This is a genomic window from Flammeovirgaceae bacterium SG7u.111, assembly GCA_034044135.1.
In the GTDB taxonomy this organism is placed as follows: Bacteria; Bacteroidota; Bacteroidia; order Cytophagales; family Flammeovirgaceae.
The window spans coordinates 4,597,183-4,619,283 of sequence record CP139021.1 but is presented as its reverse complement, the minus strand read 5'-3'; the positions used below and the strand labels follow the sequence as shown (position 1 = coordinate 4,619,283).

General features: G+C 41.2%; 21 protein-coding genes. 16 read left to right on the top strand and 5 right to left on the bottom strand.

What is annotated here, in order from left to right:
• Positions 1-9 precede the first annotated feature (9 nt).
• Positions 10-2,898 carry an OmpA family protein gene (locus R9C00_18165; GenBank protein WPO33631.1) on the top strand — a complete coding sequence of 963 codons (2,889 nt, stop codon included), beginning with the start codon at positions 10-12 and terminating at the stop codon, positions 2,896-2,898.
• 71 nt (positions 2,899-2,969) lie between these two features.
• Here the strand turns inward: R9C00_18165 and R9C00_18160 are convergent, their stop codons facing one another.
• Positions 2,970-5,618, bottom strand: a complete 2,649-nt coding sequence (locus R9C00_18160) for a carboxypeptidase-like regulatory domain-containing protein (GenBank protein ID WPO33630.1) — start codon at positions 5,616-5,618, stop codon at positions 2,970-2,972.
• A 344-nt stretch (positions 5,619-5,962) separates the two neighbouring features.
• On the opposite strand from R9C00_18160, the gene R9C00_18155 reads away from it, so the two are divergent.
• The 4 genes from R9C00_18155 (at position 5,963) to R9C00_18140 (ending at position 8,143) form a co-directional block, all read left to right on the top strand.
• Positions 5,963-6,385 (top strand): hypothetical protein, encoded by a 423-nt coding sequence (locus R9C00_18155; GenBank protein WPO33629.1) that lies wholly within the window; start codon positions 5,963-5,965, stop codon positions 6,383-6,385.
• The gene (locus R9C00_18150; GenBank protein ID WPO33628.1) at positions 6,385-6,870 is read left to right on the top strand and encodes a glutathione peroxidase; all 486 of its coding nucleotides are present in this window, start codon (positions 6,385-6,387) and stop codon (positions 6,868-6,870) included. Before R9C00_18155 ends, R9C00_18150 begins: the two co-directional genes overlap by 1 nt.
• Positions 6,870-7,325, top strand: a complete 456-nt coding sequence (locus R9C00_18145; GenBank protein WPO33627.1) for a MarR family transcriptional regulator — start codon at positions 6,870-6,872, stop codon at positions 7,323-7,325. The genes R9C00_18150 and R9C00_18145 overlap by 1 nt, the downstream gene beginning before the upstream one ends.
• A gap of 239 nt (positions 7,326-7,564) precedes the next feature.
• Positions 7,565-8,143 (top strand): PhnA domain-containing protein, encoded by a 579-nt coding sequence (locus R9C00_18140; GenBank protein WPO33626.1) that lies wholly within the window; start codon positions 7,565-7,567, stop codon positions 8,141-8,143.
• A gap of 63 nt (positions 8,144-8,206) precedes the next feature.
• Here the strand turns inward: R9C00_18140 and R9C00_18135 are convergent, their stop codons facing one another.
• On the bottom strand, positions 8,207-8,740 hold the full coding sequence (locus R9C00_18135) for a dihydrofolate reductase family protein (protein ID WPO33625.1): 534 nt from the start codon (positions 8,738-8,740) through the stop codon (positions 8,207-8,209).
• 404 nt (positions 8,741-9,144) lie between these two features.
• On the opposite strand from R9C00_18135, the gene R9C00_18130 reads away from it, so the two are divergent.
• The 7 genes from R9C00_18130 (at position 9,145) to R9C00_18100 (ending at position 14,102) form a co-directional block, all read left to right on the top strand.
• A complete protein-coding gene (locus tag R9C00_18130) occupies positions 9,145-9,390 on the top strand; it encodes an AbrB/MazE/SpoVT family DNA-binding domain-containing protein (protein WPO33624.1) in 246 nt (81 codons plus the stop codon).
• Entirely contained in the window at positions 9,381-9,704 is a 324-nt protein-coding gene (locus tag R9C00_18125; GenBank protein ID WPO33623.1) for a type II toxin-antitoxin system PemK/MazF family toxin, read from the top strand. Before R9C00_18130 ends, R9C00_18125 begins: the two co-directional genes overlap by 10 nt.
• Positions 9,705-9,760: 56 nt before the next feature.
• Positions 9,761-10,297: a DinB family protein gene (locus R9C00_18120; GenBank protein WPO33622.1), complete on the top strand. Its 537-nt coding sequence runs from the start codon at positions 9,761-9,763 to the stop codon at positions 10,295-10,297.
• Between the two features lie 63 nt (positions 10,298-10,360).
• Positions 10,361-10,885 (top strand): N-acetyltransferase, encoded by a 525-nt coding sequence (locus tag R9C00_18115; GenBank protein WPO33621.1) that lies wholly within the window; start codon positions 10,361-10,363, stop codon positions 10,883-10,885.
• 94 nt (positions 10,886-10,979) lie between these two features.
• The gene (locus tag R9C00_18110) at positions 10,980-11,537 is read left to right on the top strand and encodes a DUF1572 family protein (GenBank protein WPO33620.1); all 558 of its coding nucleotides are present in this window, start codon (positions 10,980-10,982) and stop codon (positions 11,535-11,537) included.
• A gap of 43 nt (positions 11,538-11,580) precedes the next feature.
• Positions 11,581-12,828 (top strand): glycosyltransferase, encoded by a 1,248-nt coding sequence (locus R9C00_18105; GenBank protein WPO33619.1) that lies wholly within the window; start codon positions 11,581-11,583, stop codon positions 12,826-12,828.
• Between the two features lie 74 nt (positions 12,829-12,902).
• Entirely contained in the window at positions 12,903-14,102 is a 1,200-nt protein-coding gene (locus R9C00_18100) for an aspartyl protease family protein (protein ID WPO33618.1), read from the top strand.
• Positions 14,103-14,122: 20 nt separating this feature from the next.
• Here R9C00_18100 and R9C00_18095 read toward each other — a convergent pair whose 3' ends face one another.
• The 3 genes from R9C00_18095 to R9C00_18085 all read right to left on the bottom strand — a co-directional run bounded on the left by R9C00_18095 (position 14,123) and on the right by R9C00_18085 (position 18,600).
• Positions 14,123-16,738: an FtsX-like permease family protein gene (locus tag R9C00_18095; GenBank protein WPO33617.1), complete on the bottom strand. Its 2,616-nt coding sequence runs from the start codon at positions 16,736-16,738 to the stop codon at positions 14,123-14,125.
• Entirely contained in the window at positions 16,735-17,064 is a 330-nt protein-coding gene (locus R9C00_18090; protein WPO33616.1) for a helix-turn-helix transcriptional regulator, read from the bottom strand. Before R9C00_18090 ends, R9C00_18095 begins: the two co-directional genes overlap by 4 nt.
• Positions 17,065-17,394: 330 nt before the next feature.
• A complete protein-coding gene (locus R9C00_18085) occupies positions 17,395-18,600 on the bottom strand; it encodes a hypothetical protein (protein WPO33615.1) in 1,206 nt (401 codons plus the stop codon).
• A gap of 247 nt (positions 18,601-18,847) precedes the next feature.
• Here R9C00_18085 and R9C00_18080 point away from each other — a divergent pair, with 247 nt between their 5' ends.
• The 4 genes from R9C00_18080 (at position 18,848) to R9C00_18065 (ending at position 22,017) form a co-directional block, all read left to right on the top strand.
• Positions 18,848-19,663, top strand: a complete 816-nt coding sequence (locus R9C00_18080; protein ID WPO33614.1) for a helix-turn-helix domain-containing protein — start codon at positions 18,848-18,850, stop codon at positions 19,661-19,663.
• 75 nt (positions 19,664-19,738) lie between these two features.
• Positions 19,739-20,125: a VOC family protein gene (locus R9C00_18075; GenBank protein WPO33613.1), complete on the top strand. Its 387-nt coding sequence runs from the start codon at positions 19,739-19,741 to the stop codon at positions 20,123-20,125.
• 194 nt (positions 20,126-20,319) lie between these two features.
• Complete coding sequence (locus tag R9C00_18070; GenBank protein WPO33612.1) at positions 20,320-20,859, top strand: DUF2911 domain-containing protein; 540 nt, start codon at positions 20,320-20,322, stop codon at positions 20,857-20,859.
• A 189-nt stretch (positions 20,860-21,048) separates the two neighbouring features.
• Positions 21,049-22,017 (top strand): zinc-binding alcohol dehydrogenase family protein, encoded by a 969-nt coding sequence (locus R9C00_18065; GenBank protein WPO33611.1) that lies wholly within the window; start codon positions 21,049-21,051, stop codon positions 22,015-22,017.
• The last annotated feature ends 84 nt before the right edge of the window (positions 22,018-22,101 follow it).

Sequence of the window (22,101 nt, the reverse complement as noted above, 5' to 3'; positions counted from 1 at the left end):
AAAATGACCATGTCATCATCAAGCAGATTTACACTCAAATTAGGTACTTTATTATTTATAGGATGCCTATTCCTTTTACAGCTTTCGCAGCTGCAAGCTCAGGAGCTATCTAAAAAAGAATTAGCACAAGCTAAGCGCATGCTGGCCGATGCTGAAGAGCTTGTGAGAGTAGGTGAATTTGACTATGCCCTTCCTCAGCTCAAAAAGTACGACAGCCAACTTCCTAACGATGCTTTGTGCCACTACCTCCTAGGGGTGATTTATTTGAAAACTGGCGAGGAGCAGATGGCTTTTTCTAAGCTGAGGTACTCCTATAGTAAAGATAGTTCTTTCGAAAATATCCATTATTACTTGGGTACTGCTTTTCATCGTACACATCAATTCGATTCTGCTATCTATTATTACCAAGAGAGCTTGGCGAAGGAAGAGGCAGGGGAAAAAGAAGTCACGTATTTGATAGCCCAGTGTAAGACTGGAAAGAGCTTGATGGCAAGACCTAAAAATGTTGAAATATATAATTTGGGCGATCATATTAATAGCCCTTATCCAGATTTTGCCCCGGTAATTTCGGCAGACGAATCCCGGTTGATCTTTACTTCAAGAAGGCCAAGCAATGAAAACCCAGAGCTTGATCCTGTAGATAATTTGCCATATGAGGACGTGTATATTTCTGAAAAAGGCAAGGATGGAAAGTGGGGAAAGCCTGTGAATATGACTGAAATCAATACGCCTGACCACGACGCATCTATTGGCTTGGCTCCAGATGGTGATGAGCTTTTTATCTATAGAAGTGCTTTGGCCATGGGTGGGCAAAGTTCAGGAAATATTTATTCTTCAGTGTTCAAAAATCAACAATGGTCTGCTCCTGAGATGATGCAGAAAGGAGTGAATTCTAGGGCTCAGGAAACACATGCGGCAATTATGGCCGATGAACAAGTGCTGTTTATCAGTAGTGATAGAACTGTCGAGAATAGCTTCGGGGGAAAAGATATTTATATTGTGAGAAGGTTGCCAGATCTTACTTGGGCTGAGCCTGAAAACTTAGGAGATGTGATCAATACACCTTACGATGAGGACTCTCCTTATATTACTGCCGATGGAAAAACCTTGTATTTTAGCTCAAAAGGGCATGACGGAATGGGTGGATATGATATTTTCTATTCAAAATATAATGAGCGAGAGAATAAATGGTCGAAGCCTGTGAATATGGGTTATCCTGTAAATACATCTAACGATGATATTTTTGTGACCTGGTCAACCGATGGGACACGTGGGTATTTTTCTACCAATAAGTCGGATAGCTATGGTGACCAAGATTTGTACATCATCATGTTGCCTGAGGTGCGCAAAAAAATGATTGTACTGAAGGGTAAGGTAGTAGATGATAAAACTGGTAAAGCCTTGGCCGCTACTATCGAAATTATAGACAACGAAACTCAGAAAATTGTAAATATTGTCAATAGTAATGGGTTCAATGGCAAATATGCCGCTTACCTCAAGCCTAACAAGAATTATGGAGTAAGGGTGAAGCGCAAGGGCTATTTGTTTGCCTCCAGAAATATAAATGTATCAGACCAGTTTGAGTACTTGGAAATCAAGGAAGACTTTCAAATGAAAGAGGTTGGCGATTACCAAGTGGTTGAGCTAGAGAATATTTTCTTCTCCGAGGGAGATGGAATAGAAGTATTGCCAAGTAGTTTCCCAGAGTTGCAAGCCTTGAAAGATCTGATGGATAATAACGATGGATACAGGGTGGAAATGGTTGTTCACTCAGCCAACTCTGAAGACAGTCTATTGAATTTGTACAAAACCAAAGCAAGAGCTGAAGCTTTGGTAACCGAATTGGTAAGCTTAGGCTCTGCTGGTGACAGGTTGGAAGCTAAAGGCCATGGGTATGGTTCTGCCTTTCCACTGGCATCGAACAAAACAAACCTTGGTAGAAAGCAGAATAAAAGGGTTGAATATGTATTTAGGAAAATAACAGAAGATACTCCTTCATTTGATTATGCCAAAATCTATGCGCAGTTGGCAATTGACCCGGCTCTTTTGGATAAAGAGCCTACTGCCATCAACACTATTGGCGATGAGATTTTACTTCAAAACTCGGTTAGTTTCAAAACAGGTGCGAACATCTTGGATTTAGAAGCAGAGTTGGCTATTAGGGAGTTAGTCACGCTAATGGATGAAAACCCATTAATGAAAGTGGAAGTAGGTGGACACACGATGGCCAAAGGGGATAAGGTTTTTAAAGATAGTCTTTCTTACCGTTTAGCAAGTTTGGTAGCTCAAAAGCTTATCTACAATGGGATCTCTAAAGATAGGATCATTATCAAAGGTTATGGTGATTCGGAGCTGATTGCAGATGGCGGTAATACGGAAAACCTCCAGAACTTAAGGGTGCAATTCAAATTATTGAACCCTGAAGATGATATGAGAAGAAGAATAGATGAGTTATTGGCGCAAGAAGCTAATATTATCCCTTTTGAAGATTTGATGCCAGGGAAAAGGTTGAAGCCAATCGTATTCTTCAATATCAACTCCTTCGATATCTCTACTTCTGGTTATGAAATAATAAATGAAGCCTGTAAAATCCTTGATAAACACCCTGGCTTATATATTGAAATAGGTGGGCATAGTGATAGCAGTGGTGCAGCCGAATTTAATGCACGACTTTCTAAAAAGAGAGCAGAAGTAGTCGCTAGGGAAATGCTGAAAAAAGGTGTCACTTCTGACCGTTTCTTTGTGAAGGCTTATGGTGAAGATGCGCCTCGCTACGATAACGATACGCAAGAAGGAAGGGTTAAAAACAGGCGTTGTGAGTTTAAAGTAATGAGGATGGATTACGCCAAAGAAAAGAAGAAACTCAATAGTGGTCTGTCAACAGTGACAGATAAATAGTTTATTGGTCTGAAAGCCGAAGTTTTGGAAAATTAAAGAAAAGTGACCAGCAATGGTCACTTTTTTTGTGCCTAGAATTTAAAATTATAGGTGAAAGATGGGATAATACTAAAGAGGTAAATCTTGACAACTTCGGTTTGAGAACGGTCTTCTTGGTTTTGCCTGAAGATGTATGCATAAGTGTTTTTTCTGTTATACACATTGTAAATAGAAAAATTGAAGCTGCTTTCGTTCTTTTTCTCGGGGCTCATTTTCCTAAAGAAAGTAGCCGAGATATCTAGCCGGTGGGTAGGAGGTAAGCGAAATCCGTTTCTAGTACTGTAATAGGGTACCAGGAAGCCATCTTTCTCATATTTCCCTACGGGGAAGGTATAGGCAACTCCAGAAGAGTAAACCCAATTGGCAGATACGCTTATTAGCTCATTGAATTTGTAATTTCCTACTATAGAAAAATCATGTCGCCTATCATGCGAAGCGGGGTAAGGTTCGCCAAGGTTGATCCCGGGTGTTTCGCGTGTAGTATTAGAAAGGGTATATCCCGTCCAGCCCGTGAACCTGCCCTTTTTCTTCCGTATAAAAACCTCTGCTCCGTAAGAAATCCCCGTCCCCAATAGCACCTCTGTTTCGAGGTGGTCGTTGAGCAATAGGTTTGCCAAAGGTTTAAACTCGACTTGGTTGTCCATAAACTTGTAATACCCCTCTATGGAAGTTTCAAATGTATTATCATCAAAATTTTTAAATAGACCAAGCGCTATTTGGTCACCAATTTGAGGAGGGATATAGCTGTTGACTGGCGCCCACATATCCACAGGGGAAGGGGTGTTGGTATTGCTCATTTGGTTGAGATATTGCCTAGTTCGGTTATAAGAAACCTTTGCCGAGGTGTTGTTATTGAAAGAATACCTGAGTGAAAACCGAGGTTCTAGCCCTTGGTATGTATTGATAATTTCTCCCCAGTCGTAGGATACAGAATCTATAATATTTTCTTCAGAAGTTTCAGGTGATAGTACATCTTCTGTGTCGTAGATATACTTTCTGCCTGGCCCTACATTGTCGAAGCGGGAGTAGCGTAGTCCAGCGTAGATGTCTATCCTATCTCCAATGTTTTTTTCGAAACCTACATAAACCGAAGTTTCGATGGCAAAGGAAGGGTCTATGAATTCTTCTTGGATTACCGAAGTTTCGTTTGTGGGTGTTACCTCTCCAAAGAAGTAACGATGCCTGTTGATATCGTACCCAAAATCTAGTTGAGTGCTGGGATTGATGAAATAAGAAAAATCCTGCTTGATTCCCGTATGCCTTATATTCGAGCGAGAAACATAACCAAAATCTTGCACCAAGTCGACAATGTTTCTGTTTTGAAAAGAGCTGGTATAGAAGGTGAGGTTGGAAAAAAGCTTGGGATTAAAAATGTGGTTCCACCTAGCTGAAATACTTTGATTGCCCCAAGAAACCCCATAAAGGTCATCGAATCCGAGCCTATCCCTTCCCAAATAACCTGAAACGGAAACCTTGTTTTTGAGATTGAACCGATAGTCAAACCGTCCATTAAGATCATAAAAATACAGGGTGTTGCCACCTCCAAAACTTTGACTAGGGAAGCTATTGAGGAAAAAATCTGCATAGCTCCTTCTGCCGGCCACAAAGAAAGAACCTTTATCTTTTTTGAGAGGGGCTTCAAAAGAAAGTCGGGTAGAAAGTGTCCCAACTCCTCCCGTAAAAACGGGTTTTTCAAAGTTCCCTTCCTTCATCCTTACATCCAACACAGACGAAAGCCTTCCTCCATAACTTGCAGGGATAGAACCTTTGGCAAACTCTATTTCTTTTACCGCATCAGGATTGAATATTGAAAATAACCCAAAGTGTGAGGCATTGAAAACAGGGGCTTCATCTATAAGGAGCAGATTTTGACTAGCCGTCCCACCTCTTACGAAAATCCCCGTACTGCCTTCGGCAATAGATTGAACCCCAGGAAGAAGCTGGATAGTACGGATAACATCGGGCTCGCCGAAAAATACAGGAACTTCTTTCAGCACTTTGGCATTCATCCTGAAAATACTCATTTGAGCCTGCTTTATATTAACATCCTCTTCCAGCTCTTTCCCAACTACTTCTACCTCTTCTAGCTGGATTTCCGACTCTTTCATTTCCATGTCGAGCGTTATGTTACTATCAAGCTGAATGGGCACTACAATGTCTTTGTAGCCAAGGTAAGAAAATTCCAATTCATAAATGCCCTCAGGCAAAGTGAGGGAATAAAACCCGTAAAAGTTACTGATTGCGCCCTCGGGAGTTCCCTTGAGCCAAATCGTCACACCTATTAGTTCTTCTCCAGAAATAGTCTCCGTCACTTTACCATTAATGGTGTATTTGGGTATAGGATTACCGGGTATGTAATGGGAAATAATGATCTCCCCATTTATTTCCTTAAAGTTATTTTTAGAGTTTTTGAACATCTGGAGAAGAACATATTCCAAAGGCATATTTTGCACCTGATAGGAGAGTAAGCGGGAAGGGAGCTGATCATCGCTATAAACAAAACTAAAACCATAAACATCTCTAAGCTCTTCCAAAGCCTCCGAATACGGCTTCTTTTCCCAATTTACATTTACCCGCTGTTTTAGAAGCAACTGTGCTTCGAGCTGGCTAGTAAACAGAAAAATAAAAGTTAGTAGTGCGGCAGAAAAAATGTTAATGGTTATAGTTTTAGTTGTGTCCAAAAGTGCAATTCTTTAGGTTAACGCCGGTTTATCGAAGCCTTCACGGTAAAAATAAGCTATCGATTAAGAGCAAGACAACCCCTATCTTCGTAAGGTTGTATGCAATTTCAATTTCTTCTTTCAATTGTCCATTTGTGAAAATACATCATTCTTCAGGAAGCTCAAATACTTCCTGAATATACTACTCAAAATGAGCTGTAAATCGTAAAGTATTAGGCTTATCAACGGTAAGTAAATGGCAAAGTTTTTAAAATGCTCTTGTCTCATTTCTTGGATGTGACAGATTAGTTTCATAATTTTGAATCGTGCACGATATAATCGATAAAGATTTAAATGTTTTTGTAATGAATAATCCAAAAACAAATATCATCCAGAATATTTTAAGAATTGTTTTAGGGCTCTTTATGGTTATGGCTGCCATAGGGCATTTCACGTTTCAGCGCGCAGAATTTCAAGCCCAGGTGCCTAATTGGTTGCCTTTGAGCAAAGACTTAGTAGTTATCCTATCTGGGATAGCTGAGATTTCATTGGGACTTGGGATGGTTTTTTGGACGAAACAAAAAGTGCGGGTAGGTTTGGCACTAGCTATTTTTTATGTGTTGATTTTCCCTGGGAATATTGCCCAATACCTCAACGGGACGGATGCGTTTGGGCTAGATACAGACAAGGCTCGACTAATCCGACTGTTTTTCCAGCCTATACTTATTCTTTGGGCATTGTGGTCAAGCGGTGCTCTTGGTTATTTACTTAAAAAAAATAAAGCGTAATGAAAGACGAACGGTTTTATGATTTTGAAGCTTCTGATTTAAGAGGAAGCAATGTTAAAATGAGCGACTTTGAGGGAAAAACTGTGTTGGTGGTGAATACCGCTAGTAAATGTGGGCTAACTCCTCAGTTCGATGGATTGGAAAAGTTGTATCAGAAATACAAGGATAAGGGCTTCGTGGTACTTGGATTTCCTTCTAACCAATTTGCCAACCAAGAACCTGGCGATGCAGACTCCATTGAGCAAGGTTGCCGCATAAATTATGGTGTTACTTTTCCTATGTTTGCAAAGGTTGATGTGAACGGTAAAAATGCCCATCCCATTTACAAATACCTGAAAAGTAAGCAAAAAGGAACGCTTGTGAGCAGAATAAAATGGAATTTCACCAAATTCCTTATCGACAAAAATGGTGAGCCCATCAAAAGGTTTGCCCCTACGGACAAGCCGGAAAAGATAGATGTATATTTGGAAAAATTGATTGCATAATGGATAAAGACAACCAAGCTCTGTTGCTAGAAAACCAGATTTGTTTTCCAGTATATGCCGTATCTAGGTTCATTACAAAGCTATACGGCCCTTTCCTTCAAAAGTTAAATATTACCTATCCACAGTATTTAGTATTGTTGGTGTTATGGGAACGGGAGCAGCAAACTGTTAGTGAATTGAGCGAAGTATTGTTTTTGGAATCCAATACGCTGACCCCTTTGCTCAAACGGATGGAAGAAAAACAATTGGTAGAACGAAAACGATCTGTTGAAGATGAAAGAAAGGTGATGATTTCGCTTACCGAACAAGGAAAAGACTTGAAAAAAGAGGCTGAATGTATTCCTTCCATGATCATCAATGAATTTAATTCGGAAGATATGAGTATGGATGAAGTAGTTGCGTTTCGATCAACGCTTTCCAAAATGTTGAACATGTTCAAAGAGAAAGCTAGTTAATTGCTTCTTTTTTATAAATAGGTGCGACCTTTAGGTCGTACATTTTCGACCTAATTAAAAGAGGCTTTAGCCAAAAGTTTAAATCAGTTCGCTGTTTGGAAATGTATCTTCAAAAGAAAATTTTTTACCGAACCGACACTTCGGAAAACTTAAATTTTAAACACGCTCTCAGTCTCGCTTCAGTTCAGTAAATAAATGGCTATTTTTGGCAACCAATTGACACAAAATAGAAAACCAAGATGAGTTTAGAAAAAGAAATTATGGAGCGAAGTGGCTCGAAATGTGAGCTGTGTGGTGGAGCAGACGACTTAAAAATATACGAAGTGCCTCCAAAAGAAAATGGGAATGACTACGAAAACCTGATGGCTTGTGGAGTGTGCCTAGAGCAAATAGAAGATGCTTCTAAAATGGACCCGAACCATTGGAGGTGCCTCAACGACAGTATGTGGAGTACCGTTCCCGCTGTGCAGGTAGTGGCTTGGCGAATGCTGAGTAGGTTGCGCACCGAAGGCTGGCCGGCAGATTTGCTGGACATGCTCTACCTCGATGAGGAAACTTTGGAATGGGCAAAAGCTACGGGTGAAGGAATCGCCGAAGAAGACAGAGTAAAACACATCGATAGCAATGGAACCGAGCTACAAGCGGGCGATAGCGTAGTGCTTATTAAAGATTTGAATGTGAAAGGTGCGGGCTTTACAGCAAAAAGAGGAACTGCCGTGAGGGGTATTTCCCTTGTAGCCGATAACCCTGAGCATATTGAGGGGAAAGTGAATGGGCAGCAGATCGTGATCCTTACCAAGTTCGTGAAGAAATCGTAATTGGGCGATTACCCATCTTCGTACAGCAGTTTTCTCATTGGGCGAAGATGGGTGTTGAATTTTTCAATATCCGATTTCATAAGTCAGGATTTGAAGCCCATTTTCATACGCTTGCCCTTCTAGCAACTCCAATTTATACTGCTTTTTGGAAGAACCAAAAAGTGGGATTCCCTCCCCAATCAGCAGAGGGTTGAGTTTGACTTTCAGTTGGTCTATCAGTTGGTTTTCCAAGAGCCAGCCGGCAAATTCGCCACCGCCGCAGAGGTAAATAGGCGAGCCTCCCTCCGCCTTCAAATCCTTGATAATCTTCAAATCTAGCGGGCAAACCTGAACCTGCTCGTATTGGTTTTCAAAAGACAAAGAGGTGGAGAAAATATAATGTTTCATGTGCGGATAGGCAGGTTGCCCGGGCTGTAGCCCATATTTATACCCAAATTCGTAGGTCTTTCTGCCCATTATTACCGTATCAAAATCCTTGAGATCGTTCATGTATTTTTCAACGCCATTTCCGCCTTGCACAAAGCCTGAAATATCCTCGTCTAGTCTGGCAATAAACCCATCGAGGGAGATCGCTACGTAATAGATTAATTGTCTCATATGTGTTTGGTCAAATGTAGATTGGTTATGCTATGAAATCTAATATAATGATATATCTACTTTTCTCAATAGCAATTATGCTATTGAGCAGTGCGGAAGTTATTTTTAGGGTCTATGAAGCTATTGAGTATAATTGTATTGGTTGTTAATTCATTGTTACTTCTGGTTGTGTTGACAATTTCAGGTTATCTTTTATTCGGGTCTTCTTTTTCAATGGGAGTAATTGGTGCGGCAGATGGCCCGACTGCTTATTTTATTACCCTAAGTTTGTCATTGAAGATTTGTGTGTATGTGCTTTCATTAGGTTTAATCTTCTTAGAGGCCATCCTTATCAAGAATCTTAAAAAGTGAACTTAATCCAATTGTATTTTGTATTAACTTTGTAATTACACAAAGAATAAATTATGGATGTTTCAATAGTGAAAATAGGAAACTCGAAAGGGATTAGGTTGAGCAAGACCGTACTAGAAAAGTATAATTTTAAAGACACGGCTGAGCTTGTACTCGAAAAAGGATTTATTATTATCAAGCCAAAAGCTGAGCCTCGCAAGGGTTGGGATACAGCATTCAAGAAAATGCATGATAATGGCGATGACGAGTTATTAATGGGCGATGTGTTTGAAGATGAAGAGTTTGGAGAATGGAAGTAAGCCAGTACGAAATAGTTCTTGTCAACCTTGACCCTACGGTGGGTAGTGAAATCAAAAAGACGCGCCCCTGTGTAGTAATTTCCCCCAATGAAATGAACAAGCACCTCAAAACGGTAGTGGTTGCACCTATGACCACCAAAAACAAGAATTACCCTACAAGGGTAGAGGTGAAGCACAAAAATCAAAAAGGCTGGGCGGCTATCGATCAAATTAGGACCATAGATAAGCAGCGGATTGTAGAGGTTTACAACAGCTTGAGTCCTAAGGAAATCAACCAGACTAAAGCAGTTATCCGAGAGACATTTGTCGATTAACTGCTGCCAATACGGTTGTTTTGTTCGGAGTACATATTAAAACCACTAAAATAACTATGAGCACACATATTGGGTTTCCATCGAAAGAAGAGTATCCAAGCTATGCAGAAATGTATATGAAATGGTACAAAAAAGACGGGAGCCTTTTAAAGCAATTCAAAAAAAGTTTAGAGAAAACAAAAGAGTTGATCGGTTCTTTAACCGATGAAGAATTGGATTTCAGTTACGCTAAAGATAAATGGTCAATAAAAGAGCTATTGGTTCATATTATTGATGATGAGCGAATCTATGGGTATAGAGCCCTTGCCTTTGCAAGAAATGATAAAACTAACTTGCCGGGATTTGAGCAAGAGGATTATAATACAAATTCGGGGGCAGCTGAGCGAACAATTGAAAACATAATGGAGGAATATGAAGCGCTGAGAATTTCTACTATTAAATTATACGAAGGGTTTTCTGAAGTAGCTCTCAGAAGAAAAGGGGTTGCCAATGGTAACCAGGCTAGTGTACGAGCTTTAGGGTATCATATTCTTGGACACGATTTACATCATATTGATAGGATAGAGAATGTGTATTTGCAGCGAAATGGGTAACTTTAATAATCATTCTAAAAGCAATATTTTAAGAAATTGTATTGATTAAGTACTCTCTTTTTTATGGCTTACCACATCATCAGACCAGCTCTTCTATCAGATGCGCATAAACTCTTACAGCTATACAAGGAAGTAGCCAAAACCGTTGGTGGCATGGCGCGAGAAGAAGATGAAATATCACAAGAATATATAATACAGAATCTCACCAATTCACTGAAGAATGGAGTAAGCTACGTAGTGGAACTTTCCAATGGAGAGGAGTTGGTCGCAGAGATTCATTGCTACAAACTAACCCCAAGGGTGTTCGATCATGTTCTTTCCGAGCTTACCATTGCCGTACACCCTAGCTATCAGGGTCAAGGCTTGGGAAAAGAGTTGTTTTCGACTTTGCTCACGCACATCGAACAGCATCGCCCTGATATTTTGCGGGTAGAACTTATTGCAAGGGAAAGCAACCAGAAAGCGATTGCTTTTTATAAAAAGTTAGGCTTCAAAATAGAAGGTCGTTTTGAAAGGAGGATCGATAACAAAACCGACACCTTTGAAGCGGATATTCCGATGGCGTGGTTTAATAGGAAGTACGTGTGAATTAAGGGTATAAAATATTCGGGTTTTTCTTCAATATACACTTCCCTCCATTGTGAATTTAATTTTTACTACCTTTTTTAGATAAAAACGAAGCATGGAATCAACCTATCTTTATAGCGTCAAAAAGCAATTTGACTATTACAAATCTCTCGGAGAGCGGACTTTTGATCAGCTCAATGAGGAGGAGTTGTTTTGGCAGTACAATGGAGAATCAAATTCGATCGCGATCATCGTCAATCATCTTTGGGGTAATATGAAATCGCGCTGGACTGATTTCCTGATTGCCGACGGGGAAAAAGAATGGCGAAACCGTGACCAGGAATTTGAATCAATAATTAAAACGAAAGAAGAACTTCTGGCTAAGTGGGATGAGGGCTGGAAGTGCCTGTTCGATGCCCTTGATTCTGTAAACAAAGAAAATTTTGGAACAGAAGTTTATATAAGAAATCAATCTCATACCATTGTTGATGCAATCAACCGCCAATTGGCTCACTATTCCAGCCATATTGGTCAAATCATATTTATCGGTAGAATGATAAAAGGTAGCAAATGGCAGAGTTTGTCAATCCCAAAAGGGGGATCGTCGGAATTTAATAAAGCCAAATTTGCAAAGGGAAAGCATGGAGGTCATTTTTCAGATGATCTGAAATAATAAAGTTGTTGCATTTAAATGTCAATCTAATTGGATTCTTAAAATGAAAATACTTTTAACTTCCATAGGTACACGCGGAGATATGGAGCCTTTTTTGGCTATTGGCGAAATGCTGGAACAGAAAGGGCATGATGTTGTTTGCTTATTTCCAGAACAGTTCAGGGATCTTGTGGAAGATTCAAACATGAGATTTGCCTCGCTAGGAACTAAATTCATTGAAATGCTTGAAAGCGATGCAGGCAAAGCAGCTTTGGGCGGTGGTGGTTCGCAATGGAAAAAGATACTAGCCTACACGAAGCTAGCTAAGATCCAGTCGAAGAACAATAAGCTTTTGGTAAAGCTACAGCAAGAGGTGGCCACAAGGGAAAAACCTGACAGAATAGTCCACAACGGCAAAGCGATGTACCCAGTAATTTGGGATGTAACCCATCCAGATAAAACTATATTCGTAAGCCCTGTTCCCAATTTACACTATGTAAAAGGGAATACACACTTGGCTTTCAATAGCAATTATGGTGAGTTCTTAAACAAACTCACTTTTAAAATAGCCGACTGGGGTTTGATAAAAACCATCATGAGTTCTTTGAAATTGCTTGGCATTTCCAATATAAAGAAGCAGCAGATCAAGGAAGTAATTGCCAACCACAAAGTCATATATACCATTTCACCTCAACTTTACCCAAGACCAGAGTATTGGAAACCTAACCTCAACGTACTGGGCTACCACGAACGGAACAAGACGGTGAACTGGACGCCAAGTAAAGAATTGCTTGCATTTTTGGAAAAACATCCGACGCCTCTTTTTATCACCTTTGGGAGCATGACCAACCCCAAACCTGGGGAAAAGACAAAGATCATTTTGGATATTCTTACCAAACATAAAATTCCTGCAATCATCAATACCGCTGCAGGAGGTTTGGCAGAACCTGCTTTTTATGATAAAGAGTTGGTTCATTTCGTAGATCGAATCCCCTACGATTGGGTATTTCCTAAAGTGTCCGCTATAGTCCATCATGGTGGGTCAGGAACTACACATATGGCACTCAAACACGGATGCGCTACGCTTATTATTCCCCATATCATTGACCAATTCTTGTGGAACAAACTTATTAGTAAACTTGGGGCAGGCCCTTTGGGTATTAAGATAGGAAAGGTTTCCAAGAAGCTACTTGAGCCCTTGCTGTTGGGGCTGATAAACAACCCTTCTTACAAGGAAAAAGCAGAGGAGATAGCCAGAAAAATGGCCGAGGAAAATTTGAGTGAGGAATTATGCGGCGAGATTGTGGGGTGAGGAGGGAAGTCATTAAAATATTTTATGGGACAAGAAGAGGGTGGCTTGAATCGAAGCTAGTTAAAATACTTCATATGAAAAGAATATTCCAAATCGTTTTGTTGGTGTTTTGCACAACAAATTGTGCTACCTATCATCGGGTCAGGTCTAATAACATCTTGGTGCGGGCAAGTATTGAAGCATCTGATTTTTATGAAGAAATCGATTATGAAGTCGTATCGAACTTACAGTTATTCGATGTGACTATTGAAGGCAACGTATATCGTTTTATGTTCGATACTGGTGGATATACGGTCTTTTCCGAAGAACTCGTCAATTCTTTAAAGGATGTTCGGAAAATGAGTTACATAGATGTAAAGGACGGAAATAGTGTAACTAAAAGAATACAAACTTATACAGTAAACAAGCTTGAAATTGGTGATATTTCATTTGCGGATGTTGGCTTTGCGAAAATTGGATTTACCGAATCGGAATGGTTTAAATGTTTAGGGATTGACGGGACTTTAGGTCCCAACATCATGAAAGAATGCCTTTGGTTATTTGATAATGAAGCGAAAAAACTTGTTTTTACTGATAACAGAACTCGGCTTCCAATCCTATCAAAAGGCATAAAGGTCGAGATAAAAACTGATAATGTTTACAAACCAAGTATTGATTTTAGCATAGGCTCATTCAACAGTACACTAGGTTTCGATTCTGGATTCAATGGGTTTTTAGGCCTGCAAAACGTTTCGGGAATCTCTTCCTTTGATACACTTTTATCTGTCACCAAAGTTGGTAATAGAAGCAATGCGGGAAACAGCGTTACATTTTCGGATTCCAAATTGATAAAGGTGAACAATGTAGATGTAAATGGTTTGGTATTAAACAATGTTGTAGCGGAGTCTAGGCAAAATGCATCTAGTAATTTGTTAGGCAGTAAAATTTTTGAAAGATATAAAGTCTTGTTTGACCTTTCAGAGAATGCGATGTATTTCGAAGCAATTGCCAATTTTAGAGATCAAGATCATGCGATTTATTCTTATGGTTTTAGTTTCGATTATAAAGACAGAAAAGTAGTGATAGGCTATGTTTATGAGCCAAGTACAGCTTTTACAAAAGGAATAAAGGCAGGAGATGCCATCGGTAAGGTTAATGGCAAGGAATATAACTTCTCCAGCTATTGTGGGTTTATAGAGGGATTCCGAGTCCCAAATTCCGAGTATATTGAATTAGAATTGATTCGAAATAACAAACCAATTCTAATTCGTCTCAAAAAAGAGAAAATACTTTAATTATTCCGCACTTAGGAGTTTTACTCCGACCTTAAATTATTCGCTGGGTTCTGGTTTGCTGACCTCAGGAGCATGTAGCCCACGGTAGAAAAGGTGAACAGCACAATCATAGTTACTGGCAGCAGAGCCATCCACCAAGAAAGCTCTATATGGAAGGCGTATTCATTGAGCCAATTATCCATGTACATCCATGCCAGCGGTATGGCGAGCACGATGGAAACGACCAACAACCAGAAAAGCTCACGGGAAAGCAGTACAATAATATCTGGAATAGAAGCCCCAAGCACTTTCCTAATACTGACTTCCTTCGAACGCTGATGGGTGGTGAAAGACGTTAAGCCGATGAGCCCGAGGCAGGCAACAATAATGGCTATTCCCGAAAGTATGCTGCTGATAGTGCCAAGTTGGCTTTCAAGCCTGTACCGTTTTTCAAACGAGTCGCTCAAAAAGCTGTAGTCGAAAGGATAGTTGGGGGCAAGTTCTGCAAAAACCTCTTCTATTTTTGGTAGGATTTCGGCCGCTTGGTTTTCATTCATGCTCACCAGTACTCGCCATGTATCCTCAGGGTTGTAAGCAAATATCAAAGGTTCTATTTCCTTTTTCAGATTCGCAAAATGGAAGTCAGACACCACACCAATAACAGTTCCCCGTTCTTCGGAAACTGCTATCGTTTGTCCCAGAACGTTTTCGAGAGTATAGCCCAGTTTTTCCATGGCGGGACGGTTAATGATATACTCCGTAAGTCCTTCATCGTCATCATCTCGGAATATACTACTAGATTTCGTGAAATTTCTGCCCTCCAATAACTTTACTTTACAAGTTTCCAAATAATATTCATCGATCCGTGCTAAATACACTGGCGCCCAGTCGTCATCAGTGGACCCAGTTCTCATATCCCACACCGAAGAAATACTTTCGGGAGTATTTGAAGCGAAAGAGACCTTGTTTACCCCAGAAATATTGCTGAGTTGATTTCTGAATGCATCGCGGCTACCCATTGTAGAAGATTGGTAATAGTGGCTGAATACTTGCTTATCGAAACCCAAGTTTTTCTCTTGGATGTACGCCAATTGCCTTCCCACCGTGAACGTGGCGAGTAACAAGAACACCGAGGCGGCAAACTGCACCGTTACCAATGATTTCCGAAGGATCACCCCCGATTTGGAAGCCTTGTAATTCTTTTTCATGATTACGAGAGGGCGAAAGGAAGTCAGTAATAGCGATGGGTATGCTCCCGAAAGTAAGGAAATGCCCAAAAGTCCACCCGCAATCCAAAGAGAATTTTCTAGGTTGAAAAATGCAGGAAAACTAAGCTGTTTGTCAATGAGGCTATTGAGCGAAGGGAGCAAGTTCCAAACGAGGAATATGGCAAGTGCAAAGCTAAAGAGCACGATCAACAATGCTTCGGAGAAAAACTGGAAAAACAACTGGCTTTTGTGCGCACCCAATACTTTTCTAACGCCTACTTCTCTGGCTCTTTCGGTAGCCCTAGCCGTGGATAGATTGATGTAATTGATGCAGGCGATCACTAAGATGAGCAATGCAATCCCTGCAAAAGTATACAAATATTGGCTATCAGTTTTTGTGTCAAAATCATAGTCAATTCCACTCGAAAGGTGGATGTCTTGAAAAGGTTGCAAGTAAGGCATCCGACGGAATTCTTTGACCTTATCTTGTTGTTTTCCATCGGCAAGATTTGTCAAATCAGCATAATATTTTTCTGGGGAAACTCCTTCTATCAACTTGACGAATGTTTGGTAGTTAGCATTGCCCCATGTCTCCTCTTGTGCCCAAGTGAGGTCGTAAAATGGACTCAACATAGTAAATGAAAAATCTGAGTTGGCAGGTGGGTCTTTTATCACCCCTTCAATGAGGTAAGGGGTTTTTCCATCGACCATCAATGTTTGTCCAACTACATCGGTAGGGCTAAGATCTCTAAAGTATTTTTCTGCAGTGGATTCGGTGAGTACTAATGTTTTAGGGGCTTTCAACATTTTATCCGGGTTGCCAGCCAAGGTTTCCCACGAAAACATTTCAAGGAAACTAGAGTCCACGCAATAGGTGGGCTCTACCCAGCTCTTTCCGTCAATGGTAAAAGACGTCTTGTCCCACACATACATTCGGCAAAAAGACTCAGTAGCAGGTAATTCTCTTTTTGCAAGTGGGCCAACGATGTTAGGGGAAATAGCTATTTTCGTGTTATCCTCGTCAAGGTTTAAGCGGTAAATATTATCTGTTTCAGAAAAAGAAGTACTGTACGAAAGCTCATATGAAACATAAATGCCCACCAATAGGGCACAGGCTATGCCGATAGTAAGCCCCGTAACATGGAGGAAAGTAAATGTTTTTTGTTTTTTCAACACCCGAATGGTGCTCAAGATACTTGTTGAGTTGAACATAGTTTTATAGCTATTAGGTATATAATTTCTTTGGAGGAACATATATGGGCGAAAGGAGGTGAGCACAGTCAGGATATAATTCCAAGTCGCTTTCTTAACTCCCAGATGTTGGCTGTCTTTTTGAAATGCCTCTTCCAAGTCGCCTTCTATTTCTTCGAGTAGGTCGGGATGGCAGAAAAGGCGGAGCAGGTTACGGAAAAGCCTGATTTTCCAGTAGTTTTCTATTACTTGCTTCATACCTGCCAGATGATTTTAGGAATAGCACTTCTAAGTTCTTGTCGGGTTTCTTCCGCCATTTTTAAGGCTTTCACCCCAAAGGGAGTGATCGAGAAATATTTCTTTCGTTTTCCGCCACGCTCTTTGGTAGGCTCTCCCTTTTGCGAAGTGAGGTAGCCCTTGCGCTCCATTCGGTACAGTGCCGCATGGATTGCGCTCAGCCCCACTTGCCTGTGCGAGCAGCGGTTTATCTCTTCTTTTACCGCATTGCCATAGGCGCCCTCTTGCAAGCCACAAACCGTGAGCAACACAATTTCTTCAAACTCTCCTAGGTAATATCCTTTCATTGGTGTTTAAACTATATTTTATATAAATGTAAAAATAATAACTCGGGTATTTTATATATTTTACATAAGTGTAAAATATCCTTTGTGAGTGGGATGGAATGAGTGGATAGGTGGAAAAAAGGGGAGGGGAAGATTTGTGCAACCCATACTGGGTTGAATCCGTTTGGTCAGCCTTTTCTACAATTTTGTAGCCTCTACGAGGTAGGCTGTTCAGGATAAATACCCCGAAGGAGTTTCATAATTGTAGGAATGAGAAAAGAGGAATAAACAACGCCGTAGGTATGGCATAATTAATTTAATAGCAGATTTAATTAAACAGGTCTTCTTTCCCTAGCCCAACCAAGCCTTCAATTTCTCATAAACTTTAGGGTTATCCAATAAATCCCAATGGTTGTTGTTGTATGCAACCCACGTGTTATTCGGCTCAAAGTGCAAGCTTTTAGCAGGGTTCTCGTGTTGCCCTAAGGCACTTTTTACATTCACCAAACTATCTCCTACTACCCGAGACGATACTGGATCTAATTCACTTCCAATAGCGGCGGCAATGCTATAACAGGTTATTTGTTTTGGCAAGGGGATGTGCTGCCTTTGGTCTCCTTGTTGTTCAAACCTATCCTTTCCCTGCCAGTCCTCATCAATCAGGTTGCCATGCCTCAAGTCTGTTACGCCTGCACTTCTGATCTTGCCCAATCGGGCAAAAGGTTTTGTATACGGGATAGTCTCAAGAATCACATCCACATAATTTCCTATTCGTTCCAGAGGAGCACCATGGTGGGGCGTTCCCAAGAAAACGATTTTCTTGAGGTGTTTTGTCCATGTTTTCTGTTGCATTTGACCATAGTGAACAGCACTGCGAGCCACCAAACCACCCATGCTGTGTGCTACTATGACCAGTTCTTCAACGGGTACGGGCCAATGCTTCACCAACTCTTCTGCCAGTTCACTGAAGCTTTTCCCATTTGACGAGACATGCCGACCGCTATTATAATGCAGGTAAATGGGCGTTTTCCCCAATTCTTTTGCTAGGGCTTCTCCATGGTTGTGCTCTTTTCTGGTCCACTGGATATCGTTCATGCACAAGCCGTGCACCATCAGAAGGATTTTGCCATTGATAGCGGGATAAGCAGCAGCAAGGCTCGTGTTATAGAGCGGTACTGCCTTTGAGCGATGCCTGAATTGCATCGTGATTTTTAGAGGGTTTTCTTTTTTTTCCAAATGGTCACCGACTACTCCGTTCAGCACTGAGCGGAGAGCCTCCCTTTCGTCGGTAGCCTTTATGTTCCCAAGGATGGGGGCTAATTGCCCTAACGCTTTATCTAAACCACCGCCTATGCGTTGAGTGCTCCACCTGATATTTTTAAAAGTGAAGCCAGCAATTTTGGTGATTAGGTGTTGGATAGGGGTCGATGGCAAAAGAGGAGGGTGAACCACTCGCTTGTGCATGGCTTCCACCATATCTGTCACCCCTAAAGTGGCATCCGTTATCAAGCGGGTAATGCTTTGCAAATCGGAGTCCTCTTTCTTTTTATTTGGCATTTGAGTAGGTGTCTGTTTATGGTGGTTGTCTTTCTAAATCTAGCGAAGGAGAATTGTTTTTCCGAGGAGAAGGCGTTATTCTTTTCCGATTGACATCCCCATTGATATGTCCCAAAGAAAAGAAGTGAAGCCTTCTATCGTACAAGAATTGACTTCAAACCCTAGCCCAATTCTATAACTATTAATTTTTGTTACTTGAACGGGGAGGCTTTTTTTTGTTATTTGGTGGGGGATTTCATTGCGTGCTATGGACAAACTATTCACCTCTATCAAAAATCAGTTTTCCCCCATCCAGCCTACGGTGGGGAGCACGGGCGGAAATGTGACCTATGTGGAAGCTACTCCAGCAATTGGGCTTTCCAATTTGGTGCATTGCTATTGGGAATTGAAAACAGGACAGCCTCTTTCCCAGTCTTTTGTGTACCGAGTAGTAGCCGATGGCTGCATTGACCTGCTTTGGGAAACAGCCAACCCTTCCGATAACTTCATCATCGGGTTTTCAAATTCCTACACCGAATTTCCTCTAAACAATTCATTCCACTATTTCGGCTTGCGCTTTTTGCCCTCTGCTTTCCCCATCCTCTTCGGAGTTGCGGCTTCAGAACTCACCGATCGCTTTGCCTTTTTGGAGGAGGTGTTGCCAAGTTTGTCCAAAGAGATTGCTGAAGTAGCCGATGGTGTTCAAACGTTGGGTGAGCTGAAACCTAAGCTAGATGCCTATTTGCTAAAAGTGTTGGGCAATTCAGATTTAGTGTTGGATCCAAGGTTTGGCCATGCAGTTAGTTTGATTTTACAATCGAAAGGGCTGGTGAAAGTGCAAGAAGAACTTGATACGGGGATAAGCCCAAGGCAGCTAAGGCGCTTGTTCAGCTTTTACATTGGTGAGTCACCAAAAACCTTTGCCAAAATTGTTCGTTTTCAACAGTTTTTGAATGCAAAACCTTCAAAAGAAAGTTTGAGGAAAAACAAGGTCTTTTACGATGCGGGCTATTACGATCATGCCCATTTTGTAAAAGAATTCAAGCATATGTATGGGGAAACTCCCAGCTCGGCACTTCATTGATTATGTCCGTTTTTTACAAAGAAATCGTTTAGCTCCCCGCTAGTTTTGTGTCATAAGTTTAACTTAAAAACAAAAATGACGATGAAACTAAATGCTGGAATTATCACCGAAAAACTGCAAGAAACCAAAAAGTTCTACACAGAAACGCTGGAATTTGGCATCACCTTCGAAAATGATTTTTACTTGCTCATGCACACACCAAATAGGCAGGCGGAACTCTCATTTCTCTTGCCCAACCACCCAAGCCAAAAAGCCTTGTTCCAACCAGCTTTTGGTGGAAGAGGCGTTTACCTCACCATTGAAGTAGAAGATGTAGACGCGCTTTACGAGGAAATAAAAAGCAAGGGAACGGAAATAAAGATTGAGCTAAGGGATGAGCCTTGGGGGGATAGGCATTTTGCCATAACTGATCCCAATGGGGTAGCCATTGACTTGGTGCGCTACCAGCCGCAAGAAGGGTAGATAGGTTACAAATGCACTTTAGTCCTATTTCAAGAATGGGTGCAGGATTATCCACCATAAGGCGTGATTTATAGAGCTTCAAATCTTAAAAAACCTTAAAATCCGAACACTTCAAAAGAGCGGATGTTAAAATGCTGATAAACTAATCCACGTGAATACTCATCAGCATTTTTAAATCTAAAACTTAAAAAAAAATGAAACGTAATTCGATTACTATTAGCAGTATGCTTGTTGCCTTGTTTTGCTTTGTCGGTTTTGCCCAAGCGCAAGATGCTTATGAAACAAAAGTATTGAAAGGAGATATCCCTAGCCCTAAAAAGGAGATGAAAGCCATGGTGGGTGATGCTACCGTAACAGTGGTTTACGGAAGCCCATCGGTGAAAGGAAGAGAAGTGTGGGGAGGCTTGGTTCCTTACGACAAAGTTTGGAGAGCTGGTGCCAACGAAGCTACGACCATTGAACTTTCGAAAGACGTGAAAGTAGAAGGGAAAACGCTAGCAGCTGGAAAATACAGCTTTTTCACTATCCCTGGAGAAACTGAGTGGACAATCATTTTTAACTCAGAGCCTAAGCAGTGGGGTGCTTACAAGCACAATGCCGACAAAGATGTATTGAAAGTAACAGTGAGCCCTAAGGCTGTGGGCGAAAGCTCCGAAACATTGGAATATGTTATGGATGGCGATGCATTGGTGTTGAAATGGGAAAAACTTACTGTTCCCATCAAGCTTATGTAAGGTGTTTCTAACAGATTTGTTGCAAAATAATATTGAGGCAACTATCGCAAAGTCGGTAGTTGCTTTTTTTCTGCTTTTGCTTGGAAAAATAGCGAAAGCTAATTGATAGCTTGTGTCAAGCTTGTTTGTATTCTTACTATCATAAAAATTGCCCGATACATGTTTAACAAAATTAGCCCTCAAAAATAAATGAAAGCAGCAGTTACCCTAAAGGCGGGAAACCCCGACGTAATTGAAGTAAAAGAAGTACCCAAGCCTGACGTGAAATCAGGTTGGGTGCTTATTCAGGTGAAGGCCTTTGGTTTGAACCGTTCCGAGTTATTTACCCGCCGTGGCGATTCGCCCGGTGTGGACTTTCCCCGAATCCAAGGGATAGAATGTGTGGGAATAGTGGAAAATGACCCTTCTGGCACTTACCCAAAAGGTCAGCAAGTGGCGGCGATTATGGGTGGTATGGGGCGCTTTTTTGACGGTGGCTATGCCGAGTACAGCCTTGTTCCTTTGGAGATCGTTTTTCCATTTACCAGCTCGTTGCCTTGGTCTACCTTAGGGGCAATCCCTGAAATGTTTCAAACTGTTTCGGGTTCGCTCAATCAAGCTTTGGAAATTGAGAAAGGAGAAAAATTGCTCATTAGGGGCGGGACTTCTTCCATAGGAATGTTGGCTTGCCAGTTGGCAAAAGCCAAGGGCTTGACCGTGGTTTCCACCACGAGAAACCCAGCCAAAGAAGAAGCGCTGCTTGCCAATGGGGCAGACCATGTGCTCATCGACGATGGAACTGTTGCGCCAAAACTGCGCGCCTTATTTCCCGAGGGAGTGGACAAAGTGTTGGAGCTAATAGGCACACGCACGCTGAAAGATTCCCTCAAGTGCATCGGCTACAAAGGCATGGTGTGCATGACAGGCATCTTGGGCAATGAATGGACCATGTCGGACTTTAGCCCCATGGGCGATATTCCATCTTTGGGCAGGCTTACCGTCTACATGGGCGAATCGAAAAACCTTTCAAAAGAGTTGCTCCAAGAGTTCATTGACGAAGTGGCGAATGGTCAAGTAAGCCTGAACATAGATAAGGTTTTTACCCTCTCTGAAGTAGCAGAAGCACATCAGTACATGGAAGATAACAAGGCAAAAGGGAAGGTAGTGGTGGAGGTTTAGCCAAGAACTGGTTAAATAGAAGCACCCGTTCAAGAAGCTTGAAAGGGTGCTTAGTTTACTAATATAAAACTCTATAAATACTTG